The 25,935-nt window shown below is 48.0% G+C and carries 23 protein-coding genes; 4 read left to right on the forward strand and 19 right to left on the reverse strand.

The features are described from left to right. Positions 1–10: 10 nt before the first annotated feature. The 15 genes from BLV62_RS10830 to BLV62_RS10900 form a co-directional block, all read right to left on the reverse strand. Positions 11–1,087: a glycosyltransferase gene (locus tag BLV62_RS10830; RefSeq protein WP_089761497.1), complete on the reverse strand. Its 1,077-nt coding sequence runs from the start codon at positions 1,085–1,087 to the stop codon at positions 11–13. After that, the gene (locus BLV62_RS10835) at positions 1,084–2,442 is read right to left on the reverse strand and encodes a hypothetical protein (RefSeq protein ID WP_089761499.1); all 1,359 of its coding nucleotides are present in this window, start codon (positions 2,440–2,442) and stop codon (positions 1,084–1,086) included. Before BLV62_RS10835 ends, BLV62_RS10830 begins: the two co-directional genes overlap by 4 nt. Before the next feature lie 2 nt (positions 2,443–2,444). Continuing rightward, positions 2,445–3,371: a polysaccharide pyruvyl transferase family protein gene (locus BLV62_RS10840; protein WP_089761500.1), complete on the reverse strand. Its 927-nt coding sequence runs from the start codon at positions 3,369–3,371 to the stop codon at positions 2,445–2,447. 11 nt (positions 3,372–3,382) lie between these two features. Then, entirely contained in the window at positions 3,383–4,528 is a 1,146-nt protein-coding gene (locus BLV62_RS10845) for a glycosyltransferase family 4 protein (RefSeq protein WP_089761502.1), read from the reverse strand. Positions 4,529–4,546: 18 nt separating this feature from the next. Next, the gene (locus tag BLV62_RS10850) at positions 4,547–5,812 is read right to left on the reverse strand and encodes an O-antigen ligase family protein (protein WP_089761504.1); all 1,266 of its coding nucleotides are present in this window, start codon (positions 5,810–5,812) and stop codon (positions 4,547–4,549) included. Beyond that, complete coding sequence (locus BLV62_RS10855) at positions 5,796–6,959, reverse strand: glycosyltransferase family 4 protein (RefSeq protein ID WP_089761506.1); 1,164 nt, start codon at positions 6,957–6,959, stop codon at positions 5,796–5,798. The genes BLV62_RS10850 and BLV62_RS10855 overlap by 17 nt, the downstream gene beginning before the upstream one ends. Position 6,960: 1 nt before the next feature. Beyond that, positions 6,961–8,514: a lipopolysaccharide biosynthesis protein gene (locus BLV62_RS10860; RefSeq protein ID WP_139170103.1), complete on the reverse strand. Its 1,554-nt coding sequence runs from the start codon at positions 8,512–8,514 to the stop codon at positions 6,961–6,963. Between the two features lie 10 nt (positions 8,515–8,524). Beyond that, the gene (gmd, locus tag BLV62_RS10865) at positions 8,525–9,622 is read right to left on the reverse strand and encodes a GDP-mannose 4,6-dehydratase (RefSeq protein WP_089761510.1); all 1,098 of its coding nucleotides are present in this window, start codon (positions 9,620–9,622) and stop codon (positions 8,525–8,527) included. Between the two features lie 51 nt (positions 9,623–9,673). Beyond that, on the reverse strand, positions 9,674–11,017 hold the full coding sequence (locus BLV62_RS10870; RefSeq protein ID WP_089761512.1) for a UDP-glucose dehydrogenase family protein: 1,344 nt from the start codon (positions 11,015–11,017) through the stop codon (positions 9,674–9,676). Positions 11,018–11,027: 10 nt separating this feature from the next. Continuing rightward, complete coding sequence (fcl, locus tag BLV62_RS10875; protein WP_089761514.1) at positions 11,028–11,972, reverse strand: GDP-L-fucose synthase; 945 nt, start codon at positions 11,970–11,972, stop codon at positions 11,028–11,030. 16 nt (positions 11,973–11,988) lie between these two features. Continuing rightward, positions 11,989–13,011, reverse strand: a complete 1,023-nt coding sequence (locus BLV62_RS10880) for a mannose-1-phosphate guanylyltransferase (protein ID WP_089761515.1) — start codon at positions 13,009–13,011, stop codon at positions 11,989–11,991. Between the two features lie 18 nt (positions 13,012–13,029). After that, positions 13,030–13,536, reverse strand: a complete 507-nt coding sequence (locus BLV62_RS10885; RefSeq protein WP_089761517.1) for a transcription termination/antitermination NusG family protein — start codon at positions 13,534–13,536, stop codon at positions 13,030–13,032. A 107-nt stretch (positions 13,537–13,643) separates the two neighbouring features. Then, positions 13,644–16,001 (reverse strand): GumC family protein, encoded by a 2,358-nt coding sequence (locus BLV62_RS10890; RefSeq protein WP_089761519.1) that lies wholly within the window; start codon positions 15,999–16,001, stop codon positions 13,644–13,646. Between the two features lie 3 nt (positions 16,002–16,004). Beyond that, positions 16,005–16,811, reverse strand: a complete 807-nt coding sequence (locus BLV62_RS10895; protein ID WP_089761521.1) for a polysaccharide biosynthesis/export family protein — start codon at positions 16,809–16,811, stop codon at positions 16,005–16,007. A 124-nt stretch (positions 16,812–16,935) separates the two neighbouring features. Continuing rightward, the gene (locus tag BLV62_RS10900) at positions 16,936–17,658 is read right to left on the reverse strand and encodes a response regulator (protein ID WP_089761522.1); all 723 of its coding nucleotides are present in this window, start codon (positions 17,656–17,658) and stop codon (positions 16,936–16,938) included. Positions 17,659–18,049: 391 nt separating this feature from the next. Between BLV62_RS10900 and BLV62_RS10905 the strand changes: the two genes are divergently transcribed. Further along, positions 18,050–18,787 carry a sensor histidine kinase gene (locus BLV62_RS10905; protein ID WP_089761524.1) on the forward strand — a complete coding sequence of 246 codons (738 nt, stop codon included), beginning with the start codon at positions 18,050–18,052 and terminating at the stop codon, positions 18,785–18,787. 4 nt (positions 18,788–18,791) lie between these two features. On the opposite strand, the gene BLV62_RS10910 is transcribed toward BLV62_RS10905, so the two are convergent. The 3 genes from BLV62_RS10910 to BLV62_RS10920 all read right to left on the reverse strand — a co-directional run bounded on the left by BLV62_RS10910 (position 18,792) and on the right by BLV62_RS10920 (position 22,513). After that, the gene (locus BLV62_RS10910; RefSeq protein WP_089761525.1) at positions 18,792–19,892 is read right to left on the reverse strand and encodes a T9SS type B sorting domain-containing protein; all 1,101 of its coding nucleotides are present in this window, start codon (positions 19,890–19,892) and stop codon (positions 18,792–18,794) included. 75 nt (positions 19,893–19,967) lie between these two features. Beyond that, positions 19,968–20,603, reverse strand: a complete 636-nt coding sequence (locus BLV62_RS10915) for a LysE family translocator (RefSeq protein WP_089761527.1) — start codon at positions 20,601–20,603, stop codon at positions 19,968–19,970. A gap of 11 nt (positions 20,604–20,614) precedes the next feature. Then, the gene (locus tag BLV62_RS10920) at positions 20,615–22,513 is read right to left on the reverse strand and encodes an AAA domain-containing protein (RefSeq protein ID WP_089761529.1); all 1,899 of its coding nucleotides are present in this window, start codon (positions 22,511–22,513) and stop codon (positions 20,615–20,617) included. Between the two features lie 117 nt (positions 22,514–22,630). Here BLV62_RS10920 and BLV62_RS10925 point away from each other — a divergent pair, with 117 nt between their 5' ends. Then, complete coding sequence (locus BLV62_RS10925; RefSeq protein ID WP_089761665.1) at positions 22,631–23,038, forward strand: DoxX family protein; 408 nt, start codon at positions 22,631–22,633, stop codon at positions 23,036–23,038. Between the two features lie 10 nt (positions 23,039–23,048). Then, positions 23,049–23,456, forward strand: coding sequence for a VOC family protein (locus BLV62_RS10930; RefSeq protein ID WP_089761531.1), 408 nt, complete (start codon positions 23,049–23,051; stop codon positions 23,454–23,456). Between the two features lie 57 nt (positions 23,457–23,513). Here BLV62_RS10930 and BLV62_RS10935 read toward each other — a convergent pair whose 3' ends face one another. Then, the gene (locus tag BLV62_RS10935; RefSeq protein WP_168927802.1) at positions 23,514–24,398 is read right to left on the reverse strand and encodes an AraC family transcriptional regulator; all 885 of its coding nucleotides are present in this window, start codon (positions 24,396–24,398) and stop codon (positions 23,514–23,516) included. A gap of 123 nt (positions 24,399–24,521) precedes the next feature. Here BLV62_RS10935 and BLV62_RS10940 point away from each other — a divergent pair, with 123 nt between their 5' ends. After that, positions 24,522–25,934 carry an arabinose isomerase gene (locus BLV62_RS10940; protein WP_089761535.1) on the forward strand — a complete coding sequence of 471 codons (1,413 nt, stop codon included), beginning with the start codon at positions 24,522–24,524 and terminating at the stop codon, positions 25,932–25,934. The last annotated feature ends 1 nt before the right edge of the window (position 25,935 follow it).

The following is a 25,935-nucleotide window of genomic DNA, read 5'->3' on the forward strand; positions in this document are numbered from 1 at the left end:
AAAATGAGTATTATCGGATCATAGCATGCAGCGAATGCGAGGCATTGCCCACCATGTTTGTCATAGTCAGGTTCTCTTTTACAAAGCGCCTGGCCTGTTGACCCATGTCGCTGATCGCATCATCGGAAATTGTATCCAGCGCATGCAGGCATTGCTCCATGTTCTCAAATATCAGCCCGTTATGGCCATCTTTAATGTAACTGTATTCCACGCATTGCAATACTGCTTCGCTGCGTTTGAAAGTGCATACCGGCTTGCCGTAGGCCATGGCTTCCACGGCCGACAGGCCCACCCATCCTGGTTGGAAATAAAGGTCTGCAAGGCCGAATAATTCCTGTTTCACCGCCGGGTCGTACACGGCGCCAAAGTCGCTCACGTGCGGATAGGCGCTGAAATCGGGTTTGTATTTTCCTGCGCCGATAATGATAAAGCCGTATTCTGTCGGGTCGGTTGCCGCGATAACCTGTAAAAGAAGATCGATGCGCCTTCCTGGTTCATTGAACCGTGCGCAGTAGATCAATACCCTTTTTGTACGGATACCATATTTTTTTCGCAACAACATCTTGTCAGGAACCGGTTGTTGTAGGATCTGTTCTACTTCTGAAATAGTATTGTTCAGGGATACTGCATTCAATGCAGGGATAACCTGTTGCCATAACTCCATTTCGCGGGAAGTATAGAACCAGGTGGCGTCTGCCAGTTGCATCATCCATTTCAGCAGGCGGCTGGGCTGTTGTTCTTCCCGGATATACCTTTTCACAGAAATCCCATGTCCCCAAAGGATCACCTTTTGTTTCAGGAAAGGTTTCAGCAGCAGGATTATCCAGGTAGATATATGTGCGAAGTTGAGCATCAGCACCAATACCTTATAGTCTGATTTAAAAAGGCGCAGCGGGTTGTAAAGTACAAAAGGCCCAATACTCAAGGCCGGCAATGGTTTAGCGGGAGTGCGGCCGGCAGAGAGGTTTTGTTTTTGCATGGCCTCCGCTCCATTGTAACAATACAGTTCAAACGGCGCCTGTTCGCGCAGGCGATTGAAGAAATGTTCCCTGTAATGCGGTACCAATGGCTGCACGATTGCTATCATACGGGCACTTTTTTATTAGCGTGAACAATACTGCTTACATCGTATCCATAGATCATCCGGTGGCCTTCGTGAATAGAATCGAAGGCTACCAGGCTTCCATCGCGTTTCCAGCGGGGATGCAGATCGCAGTGCAATCCACTCCTGGTGAATGCCATCTGCTCCAGTGAGAACGCTTTCAATACACCCTCGTCTACTCCCTCCAGTAAACGATCGGCCAGTTGGAGGTCTGGTTTCGTATCGATCATGCGGTAGGTTCCTAATGTCGTTTTCTTCTGCGTACTGTACTGGAAAAGGAAGAGCGTACGGATGCCATGCTGGTCCGGATAGGTGTCGCAGATCATCCAGTCACGGTTGGCCGGGCAAAACATCGGATGGCCGTCTTCCGTTATAATATCTTTTGCCAGCATAGCGGGTACCGCGTTGTCCGTATCTTCCAGCAACAGCCAGTTAAATGGCGCCACGGCTTTAGCTCCTTTTTCGCGGGTATACAATAATTTTTTCAGTACTTTTTTACCGTTGGCTATCAGTCCTGCCGGCATCATTTTATACAGCAGTGAACCGCGCAGTTTTTCGATACCGCTGCCTGTTCTGCCCCAGATGGCAATATGCCTGTCGTCTTTCCAGTCGAAATGACTGAGGAACCCGGTGGCCAGGCATGCGAGCCCGCTGCCATCTGTGCCAATTGTCATCAGCCGCGTGGTTTCTCCGCCGTCTTTCAATTTATAGCGGTGCAGAAATGCCAACCGGTTCTGTGACGGGTTAAGCAGGAGATGAGTGATGTAATGATGCTGGCCCAGCGAAGGGTTCATCCGGTAATTGGCCACTGCGGCTACTGAGAGCAACAGCGATTGTTCGCCGGTGTAAATATTATGTACTGTAATGCCGGAATCCGCAGGCGCATGGATATGCGCCTGTTTGTCTGGAAGTCCGGTATAACCATATCCACCTACGCGGAATAACCGGGCGTAGTCTAACCCAAAAGCTACACCCTTATCCGTGATCACATGTGCAGGCAACGGTAACGTAGCTACGCATTTATCGTTATCTGCATCATAGATCCGGGAGCCCCATTTTTCTCCCACCCGGTCATTCACAATAAAAGTATCTGTTTCACCAATCCACTGCTGCCGCGCCCCCTGGGGATAGTTATATGCATACGTTTTACCCAGCGCGCGGAATTGCTGTGCCGCATCGAAATAGCCAATACCGCATGCGATACGCGGATCAGGAGGCGCTGTTATATCCGGCGCCTGTAAGGCCAACAGTTTATTGCCTGTAAAATTCCATGCTACCAGGTCATGGAACCCGAAAAAGAAATGACCTTCTCCTGGTGATAAAACAAATTCTTTTTGCATAACTAATGTGTTGTAATAAATGAGGTACTATCTATGCGCTGCTCTCTTCTCAACAACTCTGTTTCGTCATAGATCTTATTATCTATACGCCTGACAACTTCATCTTCCGACAGGTAAAATTCCATCACATCTTCCAGCGTTTTCATCAACTCAGTTTTTACCAGCTCAGGTACCAGGAACTCGGCACTGATGCGATTGCGGGAGAGCGACTTTATTTTCTGGTGCAGGAACGACTTCCGGTACAGTTTTACAGGCGTTGCATTGATATTATAAAGATGAATAGCCGCCTGCCAGTCCATCCACTTGAATTCCGATACGCCGCTGCCTTCTGTATGCGGCGTCGACAACAGGAACCTGTGCCAGGGCACTCTCAGCGCATCGGCGAGAATAGCGCCGTGCATAGCTTCGGCAATAACATATTTTGATGCCGCAATCTCTTCCAGCGTATGTTCCACTCCTTTTTCGGCGCGCGGTGAAATATAATTGAACCCTAACCGGGAGCAGATGTGCTCCCAGTCGAAGAACGGTACGGATTTAAAATAAGGGATCACGCTTACCTTATACTTCTTCGGCATATGCAGGAACCTGTCGAGATCGGGGAGCAGACGGATCGCATACGCTGCATCGGCGATATATGGGAACTGGTTGTTAAAAGCGTAGGCAGATAACGGCCCCCGGAGGAAACGGATATCCCAGCTGCTGTCCAGCCGGAAGATCTTATGTACAGGCCGTACCCCGGTGCCAAACACGATCTTGCGCTGCGTCTTCAGGTCGCGGAATAAAGGGGAGTCGTTGAACAAAATAGAGCCAATACCCAGGAATACATCCGGATCTTTTTCCTTCCCTTCACCAAACAACCTGGGCCACAACCATCCGTTGAGGTCATCGCCAAAATTGCCTTTAGGATCTTTATAATAAACGTAATTCACCTTGTTTTCATTTACAGGTTAGCAATACTTAATACTTTGTCTGTATAGTTACTGTTGATCCAGCCGGTAAAGTCAACAGCCCGTTTTTCCCAGCTATGGGCAAGCCTGTCGACCCCGGGAGCTTTCAAACCGCCGGATGCCAGTTGGTTGATCAGTGCAGCCAGCGATGCCGGATGCCGGTTGTCAAAATAGTATCCCTCTTTTCCGAATATCTCTGCCGGTTCCCCGATCCGGCAGGTGAACACCGGTTTTTCAAAAGGGATGTACATATAGATCTTGCTTGGACATCGGGCCCAGTCCTGGACGGTATCATTCAGGGGAGATATAAATGCGTCTGCTGCGGAAAAATAAGAGCTCAGGTCTTCTTCGGGCGTATAGCCGAGGAACTGTACCTGGTTCGTCAATCCCTTTTCATTCACAAAAGCTTTAGCCTCTTCCTGGTGCCGTCCACGCCCTAACAGTAAAAGGTGTACGTCGGACCGTTCTTTGCTGATCATATCCATTGCCTCTAACATGGTAAACAGGCCATAGTTGCGGGTAAGCGTACCCATATAGATGAGCAGCTTTTTGGAGGCATATGCGTCTTTTATTTCCTGGTAACGGGTACGCGGCGATTCCACCACTTCGTTGTTGAAGGCATAAGGAGAATAAAGGACCGGGAGCTGCCTGCGGAAAAGTTGTGCAGCTCTTTTGGCATATGTTTTACAGAGATACCTGCTTGCGCATAATAACCCGTCGGCGTAGCATACCGACCAGTACTCCAGCGCCAGCATTGCATATTTGCGTAGCCCCCTGTTATCCGGGATGCCTGAGGGCAGTTCTGAATGCTCGATGAGTATCTTTGGTTTATGTTTAAGTTTGTTTTTTAAAATGCGGTTACGGAAGCTGAAAGAGCAAAAAAGAATGTAATCCGGGGCTATTTCATTTACCAGCGCAGTTTTAGTCTGCACCTCTTCGGCAGCAGTGCCTTCGGGATAGTAAAAAACCTTTACTGCGTCGCTGCACTCCATGGCTATACGTTTCCTGTTCTCTTCGCTGTCCTGCGCAATGATCGCAACTTCCCAGCCCAGCGACAGGAGAGGGTTAGCCATTCCGATGGCCCGTTTCATGGTGGCAATGAACTTAATATCGCCCAGCGTGATGAAGCATATTTTCATAGCTGTTGTTTTTTCGTTTTATATTTCTGCTTCCGGGGCAATGATGCCCGTTATTTCATGTGTATCCTCTTCTGGAACTGTTTCGTCGGGTACCGGCAAGCACTCGTAGTAGGCCCGCAACAGGATAGCGCCAATTGCCGGTACGTTGAACCGCAGCTGTTGGATCGGCGAAAACAGGAAGGTCCAGATCACGCCGATGGTCATCAACACGAGCACCGGGTAGAGCGCGGTGTCCGACGCCCTGGCCACCAGGTAGAATCCCATTTTCAGTAAAAAGATAAATACCAGCAGTACGGCAATAAACCCACCCAGCCCGCAGTTTACCCAGGCCCCAAGTAAAATGGAGTGGCTGGGGATCAGGTGATCGGTAGATGTAGCCAGTTGTTCATTCATCTCCTCGTTCTGGTACAGCAAGAGGATACGGTAGTATTTCAGGTTATCATCCTTTGCCCAGGAACCGTGGCCAAACCAGGGAGCATCGCTGATCGCCGCCAGTGCGGCAAAAGTTTCTCCACGGCCTGTCATAAGCAATTCCAGCGGATTGTACGGGTTGTCCAGCCGTTCCAGTTGTTCAGACGCATGTTCTCCGCCCAGCTCGTGGTTCAATACTGCATTAACATAACTTACATATGCAAACTGGAATACTAATAATCCTGCTATGCCAAACACCAGGAGGCGATCCCGCGTGAGGTACATCCCGCTGTTAAAACAGTAGATGATAATGGCGCCAAGGAAGAACACCATCCCGGTTGACCGTGAATCTCTTGCAAAACAGAGCAGGCTATACGCCAGGAGTAAAGCCAGTACTGCTTTCCAGTGGCCGTTCCTGTATAGCAGGAATGACAGGATGTATACGCCATAGGATAAGATCGGCACCATCTTGAATTTGAAATATGACATGTCAGTGTCGGCATTCTCGTCTGTCCATATAATATTTTTTATCAGGGTCATACATAGGAAGAAGAAAATAATCCTGTCATCTTTCAAAGTTTTAAACAGGAAGAGGAAAGAGAGAATAGACATGACAATGGCCGCCCATCCGCGCATGAAATTTTCGGAGGAGGTTTTTACAATAAACAGGTCTGTGATCACCTGGCAGATAAACAAAGCTGTCAGCGCTCCAATGACTTTCCTGAACATAGGATAAGCCTTGAGATCGCGCCTGTCGAACACGAAGGGGGCAGACAGCAGCACCATGATTTCGTTCAGCTTCAACTGCCCGACCAAGGCTACATTTACGCCGCTGAGCAAAGTATATAATGCTATCTTAAGCCGGGTGAGCATATACTTGTATTTTGCCGCGCACGGCGTAGTTAATGATCTGTTGCAAGCGGTGCCTGTTCACTTCCAGGCTGTATTCCCGCTGGAAGTCCTCCTGTAACAAAGCGCCGTTATCTGTGTCGCTGTCGAAATTCAGCAGTGATTGTTTAAAGTCCGATGGTTCATCGGCTATTATAAAGTGCTTACTCTTTACTCCTTCTACGCCTTTGCTGGTACTGATAATAGGAGTTCTGAGGGCCATGGCTTCGAGGCATTTTAACCGGGTGCCGCTGCCGTGTATGAGAGGGATGATAACTGCACTGGCAACGGAGATATACCATTTCACGTCGTCTACTTTTCCAAAGGCTACTATGTTCTGGTATTCCTCTTTGCCGGTAATACTTTTCAAGGCTTCCTTCGATCCCCGTCCTACCAGCCACAGGTCGTACCTGGCAGCCAGCTCTTTATCCCACACGTTTTCAATAAACCATTTCAGACCCGCAAAATTCATATATACGCCGAAGTTGGCGGTCATTACCAGTACCTGTTGTTGTTTTTTCCCGAACAGATGATAATCGCGCTGGTCAAGGAAATTAGGCACTGTAAATACTTTCCTTTCAGGCAGGAACCTGGTATGATAGGCGTGGTCATCATCACTGACCACCAACACCGCGTCGGCCTTATTGAAGTATAGCCGCTCATGCAGTTTTTCCATGCTGAACAATTGCAGCTTGCGGATCCTGTCGCGCAGGCTGGCCGACGGCAACTGCCAGGTGATCATCGGTTGTGCGTTATGCGTACCCAGGATCACGGGGATATGCCTCGATTTAAAGAAGGAAATGTAATGACCTACATAACCGTAATCGAGGAACGCCGCAGCTATGGGATAGTCCTGGCAGATCTTCCTGAAGATTTCCAGTACGGCCGGCGACCGCTGGAAATATTGTTTACCGGTTATACGGGTGAGCAGGTCAAATTCCTTTGTTTCGTAAGTAAGAAAAGTAACGTTAGGGAGATGATGGGATTCCAGGTCTACATTTTCCACGTTCCGCACTACTGCAATTACCTCGTATCCAAGCTGCGACAAGGCCTTGATCAGGTAATAGCTCCTGATCCTCTCTCCTCCGTTCTGCGGAAAGGGCGAAATATCTGTAAAGAAAAGTATATGCATATTAGTTTGCTTTTAGTACTATCAATCTTGCCTGCAGTTTTGAGAAGACGCGGCTGAATAGTTGTTCCATTTTGGTTATCTCTTCCGGTGTCAGTCCGATCAGCCGCACCCAGGTGATCATTGCCAGGACGCTTACCAGCGTGGTAACTCCCAATCGTATTACTCCCTCCGTCATGAACCATTGCGGCGCCAATGCCAGCGTTGCGGATAACAGTACCGGCGCGATGGCGCGGATGATCACCTGTTTGATATACAGGAGGGGAGACAGGCCTGTAATTCTTTTTGCCGCTACGACCCGGTATATTCCACTCGCTACTTCTACCACGATGGCGCTGACAAGTACTGTGGAAGAAGCGCATCCTGCTTTTAGCAGCAACCACGCGATAGGCAGGTTCAACAGCACTATTGTGCTTACCACTACCTGGTATTTCCTTATTTTTCCTACTGATTGCACAGCTACCTGGATGCCGGCAGACAATTGGTTGATAAGCGTGGCAATAACAACCAACCGGCACATCACTACTGTATGCTCCGGCACCTGTTTGAGCCAGCATTTCAATACAAAAGGCATTTCTATCAGCATGGGAATAGCAAAGAAGCTCAATAGGAAAAAGGAAAACTTGCTTGCGATCATGGAAAGACGGAGCATACGTGCCCGGTCGCCACTGCCTTCGCTTTTTATGATCTGCGGGTTCAATGCCCTTAACATCGTTACCGAGAAATAGCTTAACTGGGCGTTTACCTGGTTAGCGATGCCATAGGCTGCATTTACAATAGTTCCGAAGAATACATTCAGCAGTAATGCCAATCCCTGGTTGCGGGCAACTACACTGCCGGCGCCAAACATATTCCATCCTGCATAGGCAAACATTTCCTTCAATAATTGCCGGTCGAAATACCGCCGGATGCCGATCCTGCTTTCCTCGTATTTCATGGAGCAATACACTTGCTTGAACAGCAGTATTAACACTGTGAGCAGCGCCATGAGCCCACCGTATACGATCAGTTTATCGTAACCGGTATATTGCAGGACTACGGCTATCAGCAATTTGCCCAGCGATTCAACAACGCCCAGTATAGCTACCATTACCATGTTTTCCTGTGCTATCAGCGTAGCATCATAGGGCACAGATATGATAGTAAAGAAGGCGCTGACTATCATAAACTGGAAAATCAACTTTGCAGCCATAGTACGGTCTGCCGGGTAATTCAATACATGATCGAACAGGTAGCTGCCGGATACTTCGAACAGCAGTACCATAGCCAGTCCGAGTACCAGGTGCAGCAATACGCTGGCATTGAACACCAGCTTTAATTTGTGGCTGTCTTTGGTACCCAGATGGAACGACATATACCGTTGCGTGCTGATGGTCATAGCGATGTTCAGGAATGATAACATGGCAATCACACCGCTTACGAGATTGAATAACCCGTAGTCGGCCGCTCCCAGCATATTCAGCACCAGCCTGGTGGCGAACAGCGAGATGAAAATGGTAATGAGCATTCGCCCATAAAGTGCGCCTGTATTTAATATCACCTTGTTTGCTACCTGCATGACCGTTTGTTTACCCGATTAAGTGTTCCAGTTGTGTTACTTCTTTCTTTGCAAATAATTCTATGTCGCTGGCCATCATCTCCCTCACCAATGCCGGCAGGTCGTAAGCTGGTTCCCAGCCCAGTACTGTTTTCGATTTGGTAGGGTCGCCGATGAGCAGATCCACTTCGGTAGGGCGGAAGTAACGCGGATCAATAGCGACTACTTCTTTTCCTAACGGCAACGAATACGCTTCATTTGAGCAGGCGGTGACAATGCCTGTTTCTTCGACGCCATTTCCCTGGAAGGTGACGGTGATGCCCAGTTCCTCGAAAGCCATTCGAACAAATTCCCGAACGGTGGTAGTGATGCCGGTAGCGATTACATAATCGTCTGGCTGCTCCTGTTGCAGGATACGCCACATTGCTTCCACGTAATCTTTGGCATGCCCCCAGTCCCGCTGCGCATCCAGGTTTCCCAGGTACAGCTTATCCTGTAGCCCGAGTGCGATGGCGGCGGCGCCCCTGGTGATCTTGCGGGTCACAAATGTTTCGCCCCGCAGGGGGCTTTCATGATTAAACAGGATGCCATTGCAGGCATACATCCCATAAGCCTCCCGGTAGTTAACCGTGATCCAGTAAGCATATAGCTTCGCTACTGCATAGGGGCTGCGGGGATAGAAAGGAGTAGTTTCGCGTTGCGGCACTTCCTGGACAAGACCGTATAGCTCCGAGGTGCTGGCCTGGTAGATACGGGTCTTTTTCTCCATCTTCAGTATACGTAATGCTTCCAGCAACCGCAGGGTACCGATACCGTCGGCATTGGCCGTATATTCCGGCGTGTCGAAGCTCACCCTGACGTGGCTCATGGCTGCCAGGTTATAAATTTCGTCGGGCTGCGTTTCCTGGATGATGCGGATCAGGTTGGTGCTGTCTGTCATATCACCATAGTGCAGGCGAAAGCGTATATTCTCGCTGTGCATATCCTGGTACAAATGGTCAATGCGCTCGGTATTGATCAGGGAAGCACGACGTTTGACACCGTGTACCATATATCCTTTTTCCAGCAGCAGTTCTGCCAGGTAAGCTCCATCCTGGCCGGTAATACCTGTTATCAGGGCTACTTTCATATAATATTATTTAATGGTGATAGAAATAATGGTTGCAGGATTTAAAACCGGTCACTGTATCAGCGCGTTAACTGTATCAGTCGTTTTGCCAATGCCGTAATAAGTAAATCCGAGTTGAGTAAGTTGTACATTATCGTAGATGTTGCGGCCGTCGAACAGCAGCGGCGATTGCATAAGGCTTCGCAGCCGTTGCCAGTCCGGCATCCTGAAGGTGTTCCACTCTGTTGCCAGCAATACCGCTACGGCATTTTCGGCTGCGTTATACATATCTTCTGCGTAGGTGACACTGTTGCCCAGGTAACCGTGTGCCTCCTCCATAGCTACCGGGTCGTATACGCTTACAATGGCGCCGGCTTCCAGCAGGCTGTCTATCAGCACCAGCGATGGCGCTTCGCGCATGTCGTCTGTATTGGGCTTGAATGAAAGTCCCCAGACCGCGAATTTTTTATTACGGATATCGCCATCAAAATGCCGGAGCACTTTCCCGAACAATAGTTTTTTCTGATCTTCATTTACAGCTTCCACCGCATCCAGAATCCGGAGCTGGTAGCCATATTCCCGGCCTGTTTGCATGAGCGCTTTTACATCTTTCGGAAAACAGGAACCGCCATAGCCGATACCGGGGTAAAGAAAGTGTTTGCCTATCCTGGGATCGCTGCCAATGCCTTTTCTTACCTGGTTAATGTCGGCGCCTACCAGTCCGCATAGGTTAGCGATGTCGTTCATGTAGGATATCCTCGTGGCGAGCATGGCATTGGCCGCATATTTGGTCATCTCTGCCGATGCAATATCCATGAACAGGATCGGGTGCCCGTTTAACAGGAAGGGGTGATATAACTGTTCAAGTGTTTGCCGGGCTTTGGCGGTATTAACGCCAACGACAATACGATCCGGTTTCATAAAGTCGTTCACTGCGGCGCCTTCCTTCAGGAATTCAGGATTAGAGGCTACATCATAGTCCAGGATCCTTTGCCGGGCATCCAGGCTGTTTTTCACCGCCCTGTTCACCTGTGCGGCGGTACCAACAGGCACGGTGCTTTTGGTAACGATCACGAGGTAATGCTCCATAAGCTGTCCTATCTGGCTGGCTACCTGCAAGACGTATTGCAGATCTGCGCTGCCATCTTCTCCCGGGGGAGTTCCTACAGCAATGAACACCACTTCTGCACCGGGCAAGGCCGAGGCCAGGTCGGTTGTGAAAAACAGGCGGCCATCCTGCCGGTTGCGTTTTACGATTTCCAGCAAGCCAGGTTCGTAAATAGGCAGCACGTCGTTTTGCAAACGCTCGATCTTGGCGGTATTCACATCAACGCACACCACCTCTGTTCCTACTTCTGCCAGGCAGGCTCCCGTTACTAACCCAACATACCCGGTACCAACGATTACTATTTTCATACAACTGCTATTATGATTGTAATTTGAATTGATCCTGTTGCAGGAAATCCCTGTATGCCATTACCAGTCCTTCTTTCAGGCTGATGGAATGCTTCCACCCCAACTGGTGCAGCCTGGATACATCCATCAGCTTGCGGGGCGTTCCATCCGGTTTGCTGGTATCAAATATCAATTCGCCTTCGTAGCAAACCACTTCCTTGATATATTCTGCCAGTTGCCGGATGGTGAGATCTTCGCCTTTGCCGATGTTTACCGGTTCTTTCTCATTGTAATGCTGCATCAGGTATACGCAGGCATCTGCCAGGTCGTCGGCAAACAGGAATTCCCGTTTGGGCGTTCCCGTTCCCCATACTGTTACCGAAGGGCGGTTATTTACCTTCGCCTCGTGGAACCGCCGGATCAATGCCGGCAGTACGTGCGCATTCTCCGGATGGTAATTATCGCCTATGCCGAAAAGATTGGTAGGCATCACGCTGATAAAGTTGCAGCCGTACTGGTCGCGGTATGCTTCGCATAATTTGATACCGGCGATCTTGGCGATGGCGTAGGGTTCATTGGTCTGTTCCAGCGATCCTGTCAGTAAGAAGCTCTCTTTGATCGGTTGCGGCGCCATACGGGGATAAATGCATGAACTGCCCAGGAATTGCAGTTTGGTGACCCCATGTTTCCAGGCGGCATGTATTACATTGGAGGCGATCATGAGATTGTCGTACAGGAACTCGGCCCTGTAGGTGTTATTGGCGTGAATACCGCCTACTTTGGCAGCAGCCAGGAATACATAGGCGGGTTTTTCGGCTGCGAAAAAGGCATCTACTTCTTCCTGTTTGCGCAGGTCCAGGCTCCCCGAGCTGCGTGTAATAATGTTCTGATAACCTAAAGTTTCCAGTTTTCGTTTGATGGCGCCGCCCACCATGCCACGGTGACCGGCTATATAGATAGGATCATTTGCTTTCATATGCTTCAGTTAATGTTTACAGGAGTTCCGGCCGGTTTTCCCTGACCCATTGATGCAGTTGCCTGATATCCTGGCCATTGCCGCGTTTCATGATCAGGAGGGCGCTGTCGGTATTAACCACTACCATATTGTCTACTCCCACCAGGGCTACCAGTTTATCTTTCCCGATCACGATATTCTTATGCGGATCGCTTTCGATAAAGACGGCCTGGTGATTGCAATACTGATAGTGCCTTGAAAGCGCGTCTGCCAGCGCTTCGTAGCTGCCTACATCGCTCCAGTCCATTTGGGTGGGTACCACTTTTACGATATTGCTTTTTTCCAGTACGGCGTAGTCAATACTATCTGACGGGATGGCTTCCATGGTTTCCCGGCTTAAAACGCCGGTGTTTTTCCATTCTGCAGCGGCAACGGCGGCAGCCTCATAAATGGCGGGTGCATGTTGCTGCAGTTCACGAAGTATTATGCCTGCTTTACAGCAGAAAATGCCGCTGTTCCACAGGAAGCCCCCGGCGGCGAGCATCGCTTCCGCCACTACGCGGTCGGGCTTTTCAACGAACCGGAGTACGTCGTGCCCGGAATAGCTGATGTAGCCAAACCCTGTTTCGGGATAAGTGGGTACCAGCCCGATAGTGACAACATAATTTCCTGCAGCCAGTATCCCGGCGGTCTCTATAGCCATGGCATATTTATCCGGCGTGCCGATAAGATGGTCGGCAGGTGTGATCAGCAGGATGGTTTCAGGATCTGTTGCAAAAGCGGCCAACGCAATGGCGGCGGCGGTATTGCGTCCTACCGGCTCTGCCAGGCAAACAGGATCGGAAGCGCCGGCCTGTTCCAGTTGTTCTTTAACCATTGCCGCCTGTTGTTCATTTACAATGGCCATTACCTTGTTGCAGGCAAAACGGTTTCGCCGGAAAGCCAGTTGAAGAAGGCTGTAACCGTCGAACAAAGTTAGCATCTGTTTGGGCGTTTGCTGGTTTGATAAGGGCCATAGCCGGGTGCCGGAGCCTCCGCACAGAATAATATGCTGCATCATAAGGTTAATTTGTTAGATTCAATAATGATGTCCGTTTACTGTTATGCTTCCGCTGATCACTGCTATTTCTCTTGACGGTACTTTTGCTACGAGCATGCAACCGAGGCTGCTTAATTCCACTTTTACCCGGTTGCTGGCGAGTTGTATGATCTTGCCACGGGAAGAATCTGTTCTGTCGCTGCCGGCATTAATGGGAAATCTTTCTACCGATACGTCTTCATAGTTGCGCAGGAAATGCTTTATCAGTGAAATTTCGTGATCGGGTATAATGGCAGGTTGTTCCAGCCAGTACACGAAGTTTACCACGTTTTCCGTTTCACGTACTACCCAGGTCCTGCTTTCGGGGATGCGGACGAACACATAAGAAGGGAAGAGTGGTGACTCTACCATCTTGCGGGCGCGTATTAATTGTTTAACCGGGTAATAGTGTTCAACTTTTTTACGGGTGAACAAGTCAGCTACTTTTTTTTCGCATTTAGCCCTGGTATAAACCGCATACCAGGCTAATGGTTGAGCATTAAACATAAGAGCCGTTTTTAAGGTGATCGGATAGTTCGTGTGGAAATTATAAGGGCAGGCTGGGCGTAATTCTCCCAGTGTTATATGAAATGAGGCGACCTGATTTTTCTATTTTATTTAGCAGTTCGTTTGAACAAACCTTTTTTTTGCGTTGTCTCCGTGTAGCCGTAGCCGTTTATATCGCCATACCCGGATCCATAACCGTAACCGGCCACACCTTGTCGTTTTATCCCGTTAAAGACAATATTCAGTTTTCCCAGTTCCCGGTTCTGGTACAGCTCTTCCACCAGTTTCAGGTAGTGTTTGGGCGTACGCTGGTGACGCACCACATACAGGGTAGCGTCGCAGAAGGGCGCAATCAGCCGGGCGTCTGTTACCAGGCCTACGGGAGCTGAATCGATGATGATGTAGTCGAAACGTTCTTTCAGCTCATTCAGGAGGTGCTCCAGTTGCCCGTTGAGAATAAGTTCGCTGGGATTAGGAGGCATGATACCGGCAGGCAGCAGGTATAAACATTCGTTGTTATCTACCTTCTGCAGGATATCGGGTAACGATGCTTTGCCAACAAGGTAGTTGCTGATGCCGGGAACAGCGCGCATGTTCAGCATTTTACTGATCATCGGTTTCCGCAGATCAAATTCCATCAGGGCAACTTTTTTACCGGCCAGCGAAAGGCTCATTGCCAGGTTCACAGAAATAAAGCTTTTGCCTTCGCCGGAGATAGAGGAGGTGATCATTAATGTTTTGCGGTCGCCGTTTAAGCCTATATAGGATAAAGACGTTCTCAATGCCCGGAACTGTTCCGCTATGGCCGTTCTGCTGTTATTGCTCATCACCACGGGGTCTTTACTGTCGTGATAAATGATCTCAGCTGCGATCGGTGCGATGGTTGCCTTTTCGATATCCGCCCTGAACATCACTTCCCTGTTCATCATATCTTTCAGTGATACAAATCCCGCTACCAGCGCTATGGCGGTTAATACGGAGAAGCCGAGTACCATTGGTTTTTGCGGGCTGAAAGGATAGGCGGCCGATTCGGCAGCATCTACTATCCGGCTGTCCGATACCGCGGCGGCGTAAGCAAGGGCGGTTTCTTCCCGTTTCTCTAGCAGGAAGGTGTAAATGTTATTTTTAATGGCCTGCTGGCGACTTACTTCCAGCAATGCTTTTTCTTTTCCCGGTACGCTGCGGATAATGCCCATGTTGCGGTTGTTCTCGGCCTGCAGCCTTGTTAGCCCCGCCTGGAGGTTAGCTCGCAAGCTCCCGATATTTTCCATGATGGCAGGCTTAAGGCGTTCGACCTGCCGGTTGAGGCTCGCCAGCAATGGGCTGTTTTCGCCGGTTGTTTTCCGCAGGCGTTCCAGTTGCAGTTCTGTTTCGGATAGTTTTGTGACCAGCTCCAATAGTACTGCATCCGTGAGGCCGATCGTACCTGGTACAATGTTGCCCGCAGGGTTTTGACTTGTAACATATTTTTCGATGGCGTCCAGTACGGAGAGTTGCATATTGGCTTCGCTCATTTTCCGGTCATTTTCCTGTACACTGGCCAGGAACAATTTGCTTTGTTCCCCGATGTCCACAATTCCTTCTGCCCTTTTAAAATGTTCTACCTGCGTTTCTGCCTGTCCCAGTTCTGCGCTGACAATTCGCAACCGCTCTTCAACAAAGCTCATGGTATTGGCGGAGGTCCGGTTTTTATCTTCTACTGCTGCTTTGTTGTAAACCCTGATGAGTTCGTTGACGATGTCTTCGCCCCGGTCCGGCGCGGCGTCGGTATACTCCAGGTCTACCACGCTACCGGCTTTGGCGGCAGGCATCACTTTCATGGTTCCCAGTATCAGTTGCATCCATTGTTTTTCTGTCATCAGGTGCAAGGAATAACTGGCAGCAGTATCCATATGTTTGTTTTGCCGTTGTATCAACAGTTTTCCCCACCTGGTTTGCACGGTGTCGCCTACTGGGTATTGTTTACCATCGATCGTTACCAGTCTTGTGACCGCATTGTAGGTAAAAGGCCAGTTGCCGGCCGTTGCCGGTTGTATGGCGTCGGGTTCCAGGAAAACGAATTTCAGTGGACTGTCTTTATACCGTACTACGTCTCTTATTTTCCCGTTTTCTATGACTTCGCCGTATAAGTTAAGATTTCGTATAACCGATTTAGTTAGGGTACGTGATTTTAATATTTCAATTTCATTTTCCATGATCGTTTTGCTGCCGCCCATGAGGTCGAGCGATTGCAGCATGTCGCTGGCGGCAAGTCCGTTAGAGGCTTCCTGTACCAGCAATACGGCAGATATTTTATAGAGAGGCGTTGCGTAACGGAGATACAGGAAAGCGCATGCGAGTGCGGCTGCAATGGCTGTTGCAAACAGTGGCCAGTAAGGCAGGTAGTGCGAACGGATAAACGTTAGCAGGCTCTGTGGCGTTTCGCCGGTCTGGATTTTATTTCCATTTACCTTCACCTTTTGCATATGCTAATTATTAATAACTAAACGATCCAGGATAATGACAAGTAAGGACAAGCTGCTGAGCACAATAGGCAGTATTTGCCGGGACCGGTCAGCCGTCGCTATCTTTGATTTGTTGGGTTCCACATAAATTATATCATTTGATTGGAGGAAATAATAAGGAGAATTGAGGATCTTTTTATCATTCAGGTCCAGCCGGCGGATGATCCGTTCGCCATCCACTTCCCGTATCAGGAGGATGTTGTTTCGTTTGCCGAACACCGTTATATCGCCTGCCATTCCCAGCGCTTCCAGTACTGATATTTTCTCGTTGGTGACATTCACTACAGTTGGTTTGCTGACTTCTCCCAATATCGTGACGCGATAATTCAGGAAACGGATGCTTACCACAGGATCTACCAGCAGCTTGCGTTCTATGAGTTGATCGTGCAGGTAATCGGTGAGCGCTTTTTTTGTAAGCCCTGTTACTTTAATGGGGCCTAATACGGGGTATTGAATATATCCCTGCTCATTCACCAGGAAACCTCCCAGCATAGCGCCTGCTCCTGCATTAGCTCCTCCGGCGCCCGACGCTGATGTCATGTTGGATACGTTATAAATGATGACATCCTCCGGGTTAAGACTGCTTACATTGATCTGCAGTATATCATTCTTTTGTATCCTGGGTTCAAAATTGCCATCAACCGGTGATAGCACTGTGTCTTTTACGTCGCTGAAGTAAACAGCATTTTTGGTTGATGTGCAGGAAGTGAACAAACAATTCAAACATACTAATCCCAATCCTATCCAGGTTAAGCAGGTTTTCAATATCATCGTATGGCATTTAAAATCATCACTCGCACGCTTCTTTTCTCTCCATACAATATTACTTCAGTTAGGACCCGGAATCAATTACTAACTACAGTACAAATTGCATTCAACTTACTGGTCTTGCTACTTATAAAAGTAAACTGGCTGCAAAATCCTGCAACATATCATTAAAAGAAAAATATAAAATATTTTCGGAGAGGGATACCAAAAACAGGAGACGTGATAAATTATTTGACCAAATTTTTGAGATCAATTCAGATTTAGATGAAACGTTCAGCTTCTGATATACCTTTTTTAGATGTTGGTTGATTGTAAACACGGTAACGAACAGTTTTTCTGCCATTTCCTTATATGAGTAGCCTTGTTTCAGCAATTGAACCAATTCATATTCCCTGCGGGTAAGTTTATCTTTCACACTTTCAAGCGGGTTTTCGTTTAAGTGGCTGATCAGCATATGTGCCGCTTTAGGTGATAAGGTGGCGCCGCTCTGCACAGTGTCGATGATCGATTGATAGATATCGCTCAGCCGGCTTGTTTTAATAATGTATCCGCTGGCTCCCCGTTTAATAGATTCAATAACATATTGCTTGCTGTCGTGCCCGGATAATACAACCACCTTGGTATCAGGGTAGCGTTGCTTTACTTCTGCAATACCGTCTATGCCAGATATGCCTGGTAATGTGATGTCGAGTAGCACGACTTTCAGGTCAGGATACGTTGTCGGTAATGCCATGAATTCTTCAATGGTTTTGCATGCAAATACTACATTACATTCCTGGAAATCCTCAAGAAATTCGCGGTAGTTGTTTAATAAGAAGTGGTTGTCTTCAATGATCCCAATGTTAATCATAATAAGAGGGGGAGGTTTTTTGGTTGATATGGTACAATAAAATAATCTGATAATAAAGATAAGGGTAAAATTGATAGGATGTTAGCGGCAGAGTTAAAAATGATTGTAAGTGCGTTAGTTACACATATTTAAAGTGAGCTCATGTGTAATTGAATTAAATAGTAAATAATTTAATGTTTTATTTTGATATTATATTTTGAATAATGTAATAAATGTTTTTTTGTTTTAAGTTATTGATTAGAAAAGTTTTAAAAAGAAAATGCAATTGAATTATATTTATTTATATGTGATTTTTTACAACGGGACTGCGTATATTGTGAACAGAAAAAATGTAACCTGCTAACCATATCCTTCGAAATAAACCTTATTCTATCAACTGAAAATCCATCGTATGCGGGAACCCATCATCAGCCATGTCGTCAGGGAACGGTCATTAACAGAGATGCGATCTGAATATATTTCAATGGCCATGCACGAAATTAAAACGCCCATCACCGCCATTTCTTCTTCGATAGAGTTGCTGGAAACAAAAATGCAACTGGATGAATTAATGTTACCGTTTTACCAGCGAAATCTGTCCCGTATTAAGGAAGAAATAACTACGCTGAATAATATGCTAGAAGACATCCTTATCAGTGGAAGTATGGCAGCCGGAAACCCGGATACAAAGCCTGAGATGACGGATGTATCGGCCTTTGCCAAAATGATAAGACAGCGGTATTTCCAGCAGCGGCCAGACAAACGGCAGCTGAGGATAAAAATTACGGGGAGGCGTCGCGATATTTATGTGGATCAAAGCCAGTTGACGGGTATCCTTGTCAACCTTATAGGGAACGCATTTAAATATTCTCAGGAACAAGCGCCTTTGCTTAGTTTGTCTTACCGGAAACAAGAGCTTTGCATCAGGGTAAAAGATAAGGGTATCGGCATACCGGAAGAGCATATACGTTTTTTGTTCACGCCTTTCTTTCGTGCCGGAAATGTTGGCGACAGGGAAGGCGCCGGTCTGGGCCTTGCTATTGTAAAACGTTTTGTTACTGCCAACAACGGTATCATAACGGTACATAGCGACGCGACAGGCACCGTTTTTACGCTTACGTTCCCTTATGCATCTGATGTTGCTTCTTAATACTTCAATACAACAAAAACACGCTTCCTTTCAGCATATGCTGTTCCTGCCGGCTATCGGTATATGTGCATATGTACACGTAAGACTGCACGTCAGCCCGAACACCCCTGACATTTCCATCCCATCCCGATCCGGGCGCCTGGCTGGAAAACACCAGCTTACCCCACCTGTCGTATACCTGTAACCGGTAGTCGTGTATGGCATCATAAACTTTTGGACGGAAAATATCATTCTGGCCATCGTTGTTCGGGCTGAATGCATTTGGAAATACTACCAGGCAATTCTTCCAGGGAGAAGCCACTACGGTATCTACAGTGGCGCTGAACTCGTGGCTATCTTTGATTTTCCCGTTATGAGGCCCGGCTACCAGGCCATTAAAAACACTGTCTGTTTGCCACATGCCATTATCCAGCTGAAATTGAAAAGGAGGCGCTCCGCCTGTAACGTGCAATGTTATACTGCCATCTGTAACTTCTCCGCAACTGCATGGTTTTACAGTAGCCGTTACAACCGGCGGTATTAATTCGTCAATGGCAGATAAATTATCTATCAGCAATGCAATGCCGAAACTGCTTTTGTTACATGGCGTTGCAGGGTAGGCCCAGAACGAGATATAGCGCCATGCCTGCATGGCGCGGAATACGGCATGGTACCGTTTCCAATCTGTATGTGTAAAATTGCCTGATGTCCATAAAAGGGCGGCAGTGTCGCCCGGCGCATTGCCTCCATAAATAGCCAGGTTGCCGTAACAGGCAGGATAAAGATAATAGGCAGTAAATGCGAGGTCAAAACTCAGTACGTAGGTAGTGTGTGGCTTCAGTGGTTGTTGCAATGCCTGGCCGGTACCTTCCAGGAATCCCTTGCCACTGTGCATGCCAATATAGCTGCGGCCTGCCGACGGTTGCTGTTTTACGTCAAATATACCTGGCTGTGTATCCGGCGTGCCTCCTGCTATGAACCAGGGAGAGGGTATGATCCCTTTTCCCGGCTCGCCTTCCATAGAGGGGTTACCCAGGACTATTCGCTGTGCTTCCAGCCGGATAGTCATCATTAACAGGAACCAGCAGCACAACGTTGCATGTAAAGTACCAGGTCGGGAAAACATTCATTTGGTTTGCTGTCGTAAAATTACCGGTTACAGGCATGACAGCATATACTTAAAATAGTAGTTTGTTGGAGGTCATTTCCCCTTATCCAACGCCATTTTTACTGCCAGTCCTCCAAACACTCCCGCCATTATCCACTTCTGAACCTTTACCCACTTTGGATTTGCGCCAAGCCATTGTGTTACGCTGGCTGCAAAAATGATGATGAGGAAATTCACGGTACAGCTCACGCATATTTGCGTAAACCCTAACAGGAAGCTCTGGGTAAGCACTGAACCATACTCCGGGTGTATGAACTGCGGGAACAACGAAAGATAAAACACCGCTACTTTAGGGTTAAGCATGTTCGTGAATAATCCTACTGTATATAGCTTCACGTTACTATCAGGGGCCAGCCTGGCATTGCCCGCAAACGGGCTTTTACTTCCGGGTTTAATGGTTTGCCAGGCCAGGTATAACAGGTATAGACTACCTGCGGCTTTAAGGATCGTATAGGCGTAAGGTACTGCCATTAATACCGCCGTAAGCCCGAAAGAAACCAGGGTGATATGAAACACAAAACCTGTTATCACTCCGGCCAGTGAGATCAGCCCCGCTTTGCGGCCCTGCGTAACAGAACGGGAGATCAGGTAGATCATATTCGGGCCTGGTATCAATACCATTAGCAGGGCAGAAAGGGCGAATAAAACTAGTTGTTGAAACGGCAGCATAGAAAATTGATTTATATATCCATAAATTCCCAGGCGCTTAAATAAGCCTGTTGTTCTTCGGCATAACTGATAAATCCTGCATAGAAATCGAAAGCCGATAACGTACTGCTATCGCCGATCACGATCAGCTTTTTCCTGGCCCTGGTCATAGCAACGTTCATACGGCGGATGTCTGACAGGAAACCGATCTTGTTATCGGTGTTGCTTCGTGTAAGGCTGATATATACTACATCTCTTTCCTGGCCCTGGAAGCTGTCGATTGTATTAACGGCGATCTTATCCCTGTATGGCTGCAGTTCAGGGGCATGTTCCAGCAGCTCTTTCAACGTGATCACCTGTTGCTTATATGGCGAAATTACGGCAATAGAAGGAAAATCCTTTGCCTTATATTGTACCCCGAGGGAAATTGCCAGTTGGGTAAGATGTTTGATTAAAAAGGCGGCTTCCTCCGGGTTGCTGGTGCTGGTTCCATCCAGCTTTTCTTCAAACCCGCAGCCGGCGGTATCAATAAACGACAGGGGAACATCTGCATCAAAAAGCAATTGCTGCGCTACCGACTGATGCGCTTTCAATTTGTTTTCATAGAAGACCTTTGCCGAATAACCCATAATGGTTTCGTGCATCCTGTATTGTTCTTCCAGCAAAGTAACTGTTTCGGGATGGTGCAATACATTTTTCTCCAGCAGGGTAGTGGCCAGCCCGTTCCTCGCCGCTTCCTCCGATTTAATGGTTGGGGGCAACTGCTGATGATCGCCTGCCAATATCACTTTTTGCGCTTTCAGGATGGGGATCCAGCAGGCTGGTTCCAGGGCCTGCCCCGCTTCATCTATAACAACAGTATGATACTCCAGCTCCCTTACCGTATAATGATTAGCGCCTACCAGCGTAGCTGTGATCACCTGCGCTTTGGAGATCACATCCTTCATGATATATTGTTCAGAGTTGCTTACCTGTTCCATGATCTTGCGGGCCTCTGCAAATAACGCCTTGCGCTGCTCCCGTTCCGCTTTCCCGAAATTACGTTTGTACTTATGCGCCATATCCCTGAACTCATTGGCCTGTTTCCTCAGCCTTTTAAGTTCTTTCAGGTCTGTATGCGCAGCTACCCGGGCGTCGAGCGTCAGCGACATTAAACGCTCCGATACCCTGGCAGGATTACCTACTCTCAATACATTCAATCCTTCGTCGGAGAGCTTTTCGCTCAGCAGGTCAACAGCCGTATTGCTGGGGGCTACTACCAGTATTTGTTTCTCCGTCTGCTGCCAGATAGCTTTGATGGCCTGTACAAGGGTCGTCGTTTTCCCTGTACCCGGCGGGCCATGTACAATGGCCAGGTCGTTGGCCGATAAAATGTTATTTACCGCCGCCTGTTGCGAAATGTTCAACCGGTTATTCACATAAGGAACAGCCAGCGTTTCAGATGTTGGTTTCCTGTCGCCCGTGAGGATCTGGATCAGCGGCGTTTTTTCGTATAGCGTAGCAGCCTGTTTCAGGGCCTGCTGCATCTCTTCATAACTATTTTCGTCAAACAGTAGGTCTATACCCAGTTTGCCATTGCTGGCCCATTCCGGTAACTCGTCTGTTGGCAGGGTTATTTTCAGCCGGTTTCCGCTTTGATAGGAAATAGTTCCTTCAAGCCGGTGGTGCTGTGCATCATGGTTGGAAAACAGCACAGCGCTGGAGCCAAACCTTAGTTGGTGAGGAATATCTGTATGCGTGGTCCGTTCTACTTCTACTATCAGGTAATCGCCTCTGCCCATTTCCGACCCTTTAATAGCAATAGGGTACCAGGTAAGGCCATTTGCCCTTTTCTCTGCAATAGTGGTATTGGCCGTCATCTCCTGGTATGATTGCCGGTCTGCTGCCCGTTCCGTTTTCAGTAATTCCAGCTGCTTTTTGAAATAATCCATGGGGCAAAGGTAAGATGTTCTGAACTTGTCGCAACCGCCCGTATAGATTGTCGTGTTTTCCCACCAGCAATGCTGGCGGGCCGGCGTAAGTTTGTATTGTCAAAAAACACTAACATCATGGAAACACCTAACATTTATTTATCAAGAAAAAATCCTTCTAAAGGAGCTGCAATAACAGGCTGGATACTTTCAGGCCTTTGTATTTTATTTCTGCTGGTAGATGCTGTTATGAAAATAGCTTTGGCAGCGCCTTCCGTTCAAGGTTCCACTCAACTGGGCTGGCCCGCAGAACATGTGCAGGGCTTAGGCTTTATCTTACTGGCGCCTACCATTCTTTACGCCATTCCAAGAACTGCTGTTCTGGGCGCCGTATTGCTTTGCTGTTACCTCGGGGGTGCAGTGGCTGTAATGTATCGCATGAACGTTCCTTTTTATTTCCCTGTTGTAATGGGTATCCTGTTATGGGTTGCCTTATACCTCCGCATACCGGCTATCAGGTCTGTTTTTCCACTGGTTAAAAATTAATATTATCAATATGGCAACAAGTATTTTCGTCAACCTGCCTGTTAAAGATCTGCAGCGCAGTATCGGTTTCTTCACCAGCCTCGGCTATTCTTTCAATCCCCAGTTCACAGATGAAAAAGCGGGTTGCCTGGTAATTTCGGACACTATCTATGCAATGCTATTGCAAAACGATTATTTTAAAAGCTTTACTGACCAGGAAATAGCAGATACTTCAAAGGTCAATGAAGTGATCCTGGCCCTGACTGCCAACAGCAGGGAAGAAGTAGATGCCATGTTGGATAAAGCGCTGAAAGCAGGAGCAACCGAACCACGCCCCGCACAGGATTACGGATTTATGTACAACCGTACATTCAACGATCCGGACGGCCATAAATGGGAGATCGTGTATATGGACCCAAGCGCCATACAAGGACAGTAATTTTACTCTGCCGCTTAAAATAAACAGCCGGCTCCCCGCAGGAGCCGGCTGTTTATTTTAAGCGCCCGACCTCCATAGTTTCCTGAACCTGGCGGGAGTAATGCCTGTGCTCTGTTTAAAGCTGTTATTGAAATAGTTTGGAGAATCGAAATTGAGTATGTAAGCGATCTCTTTAACCGGCTTATCTGTATTGGCCAGCCATTCCCTGGCTTTCTGCATTTTCAGCTGGTGCTGGTATTGCGCCGGCGCCAGTCCTGTATATTTCCGGAACATTTTCCGGAACCAGGAATAGCTGATGTTCAGCGCTTGCGCCAGTTCTTCCGGCGGTATTTCTCCACCCGGATGCTCCTGCATCATTGTTTTTGCCCTGGCAATTTTTGTTACAATTTCAGGGTCGGTGAACTGGTTGTTTTGAATGGTATAATGCAGCAATCCCAGCAACTGTATAACAGTGGAAGATATCAGCGGCTGGTATCCCGGCTTTTCTTCATAGGCATGCTGGATAATATCCTGGAACAATGCAACCATTTTTTCCTGGTATCCTACCTGGTGTATGGCGTCTGCTTTCCTGAAGAACTGTTGCTGTACCAGCTGTTCCGCAAAACGACCTTTGAAACCTACCCAATAGGTGGTCCATCCCTCTGCCGCGGGCGAATAGGTATGCCATTCGCCGGGGAACAACATGATGATCTGGCCTGCACTTACCGTAATGGCAGGTTTGCTTTTTACCCTGAATGTACCTTTCCCTTCTGTGATATAGATCAGCTGGAACTCCTGCAATATCCTGCCTGTTTCGGGATAAAACCAGTAAGGCGATGGATGATCTTTAGACGGGTAAGCCTGCAGCGGCAGGATCTTTTGCAACCCTACTGTTGTAGTGATCAAACCCCATCCCGGATCCTGTTCGTTGACGGTGAGATATTTTATAGCCGGCAGATTCATAGCAAAAAGATAATGGTTTTTAAAGTCAGGCCAAAGCCCGGTATCAGAAACCATACTTAATAGGTCACAGATTGTAATAGCGTACCTGTAGCCGGCGCTATTTTTAATCCTCAAATATTTTCTATGAAAGCAGGTTTATTCGGGATAGGATTATCTACCTACTGGCCCCAGTTTAAGGGTTTGAAAGAAAGGCTGGAAGGCTACCAGCAACAGATCGCCGGCCGGCTTGGCGCTGAGATCACTTTGGTGAATGCCGGGCTTATAGATTCTATTGAAGGCGCATGGGCGGCGGCAGACCTCTTCCGCAAAGAAGATGTAAGCGTGATCTTTCTCTATGTTTCTACCTATGCCTTGTCTGCTACCGTTTTGCCCGTAGTGCAAAAAGCCGGGTCTCCGCCGGTGATTATCCTGAACCTGCAGCCGATCAAAGCAATAGATTACGACTGGTTCAATAAACTGGGCGACAGGGGAGTGATGACAGGCGAGTGGCTGGCCAATTGCCAGGCCTGCGCCGTACCTGAAATCGCCAATGTTTTTAACAGGGCAGGTATAAAATTTCACCAGGTCACCGGAACGCTGGATGACGAAGAGGCATGGGAAGAGATCATGGACTGGATCGCAGCTACCAGGGTAGCAGTACAAATGCAGCATAACCGGTTGGGAGTACTCGGACATTACTATAACGGGATGCTCGATATTTATTCTGATCTCACTTTGCAATGCGCTACCTTCGGCGGTTTCGTTCAGCACCTGGAAATGTGCGAACTCGACGAACTGAGAAAAGAAGTATCCGCCAGTGAAATTGCAGCGAAGCGTTTAGAGATCGCCGAAGCATTTTATGTATTGGACGAATGTCCCGAAGCAGAGCTGGACAGGGCCGCGCATACGGCTGTGGCGATGGATAAACTTGTTGCCCGGCATCAACTCGGCTCTATCTGTTACTATTACGAAGGCATGCCCGACAATGCGTATGAAGATATTATCTCTTCGGTTATCACGGGCAACTCCATGCTTACTTCCCGTAATGTACCGGTTGCAGGTGAATATGAAGTGAAGAACATTCAGGCAATGAAAATAATGGACCTTTTCGGGGCGGGAGGATCGTTCACAGAATTCTACGGGCTGGATTTCAATGAAGAGATCATCCTCATGGGGCACGATGGCCCAGGGCATTTGTCTATTGCCGAAGGAAAACCCATCCTGAAACCTTTGGGCGTTTATCATGGCAAACCAGGAAAAGGGCTATCTGTTGAAATGAAAGTAAAGTATGGTCCCGTTACCCTGATGTCGGTGGTAGAGAATCCCGGCAAAGGTTTGAAGCTGCTGGTAGCGGAAGCGGAATCGGTGCCCGGTCCTATTTTACAAATAGGAAATACTAACGGCAGGTATAAATTCCCTATGCCCATAAAAACTTTTGTAAACAACTGGTGCGCCGAAGGGCCTGCACACCATTGCGCCATCGGCACCGGGCATATTGCAGGCAAATTGCAGAAACTGGGAAGTTTATTGAATATTGATGTGATAAGGGTTTCTTGAC

The organism is Chitinophaga terrae (ex Kim and Jung 2007), from assembly GCF_900107795.1.
GTDB lineage: Bacteria > Bacteroidota > Bacteroidia > Chitinophagales > Chitinophagaceae > Chitinophaga > Chitinophaga terrae.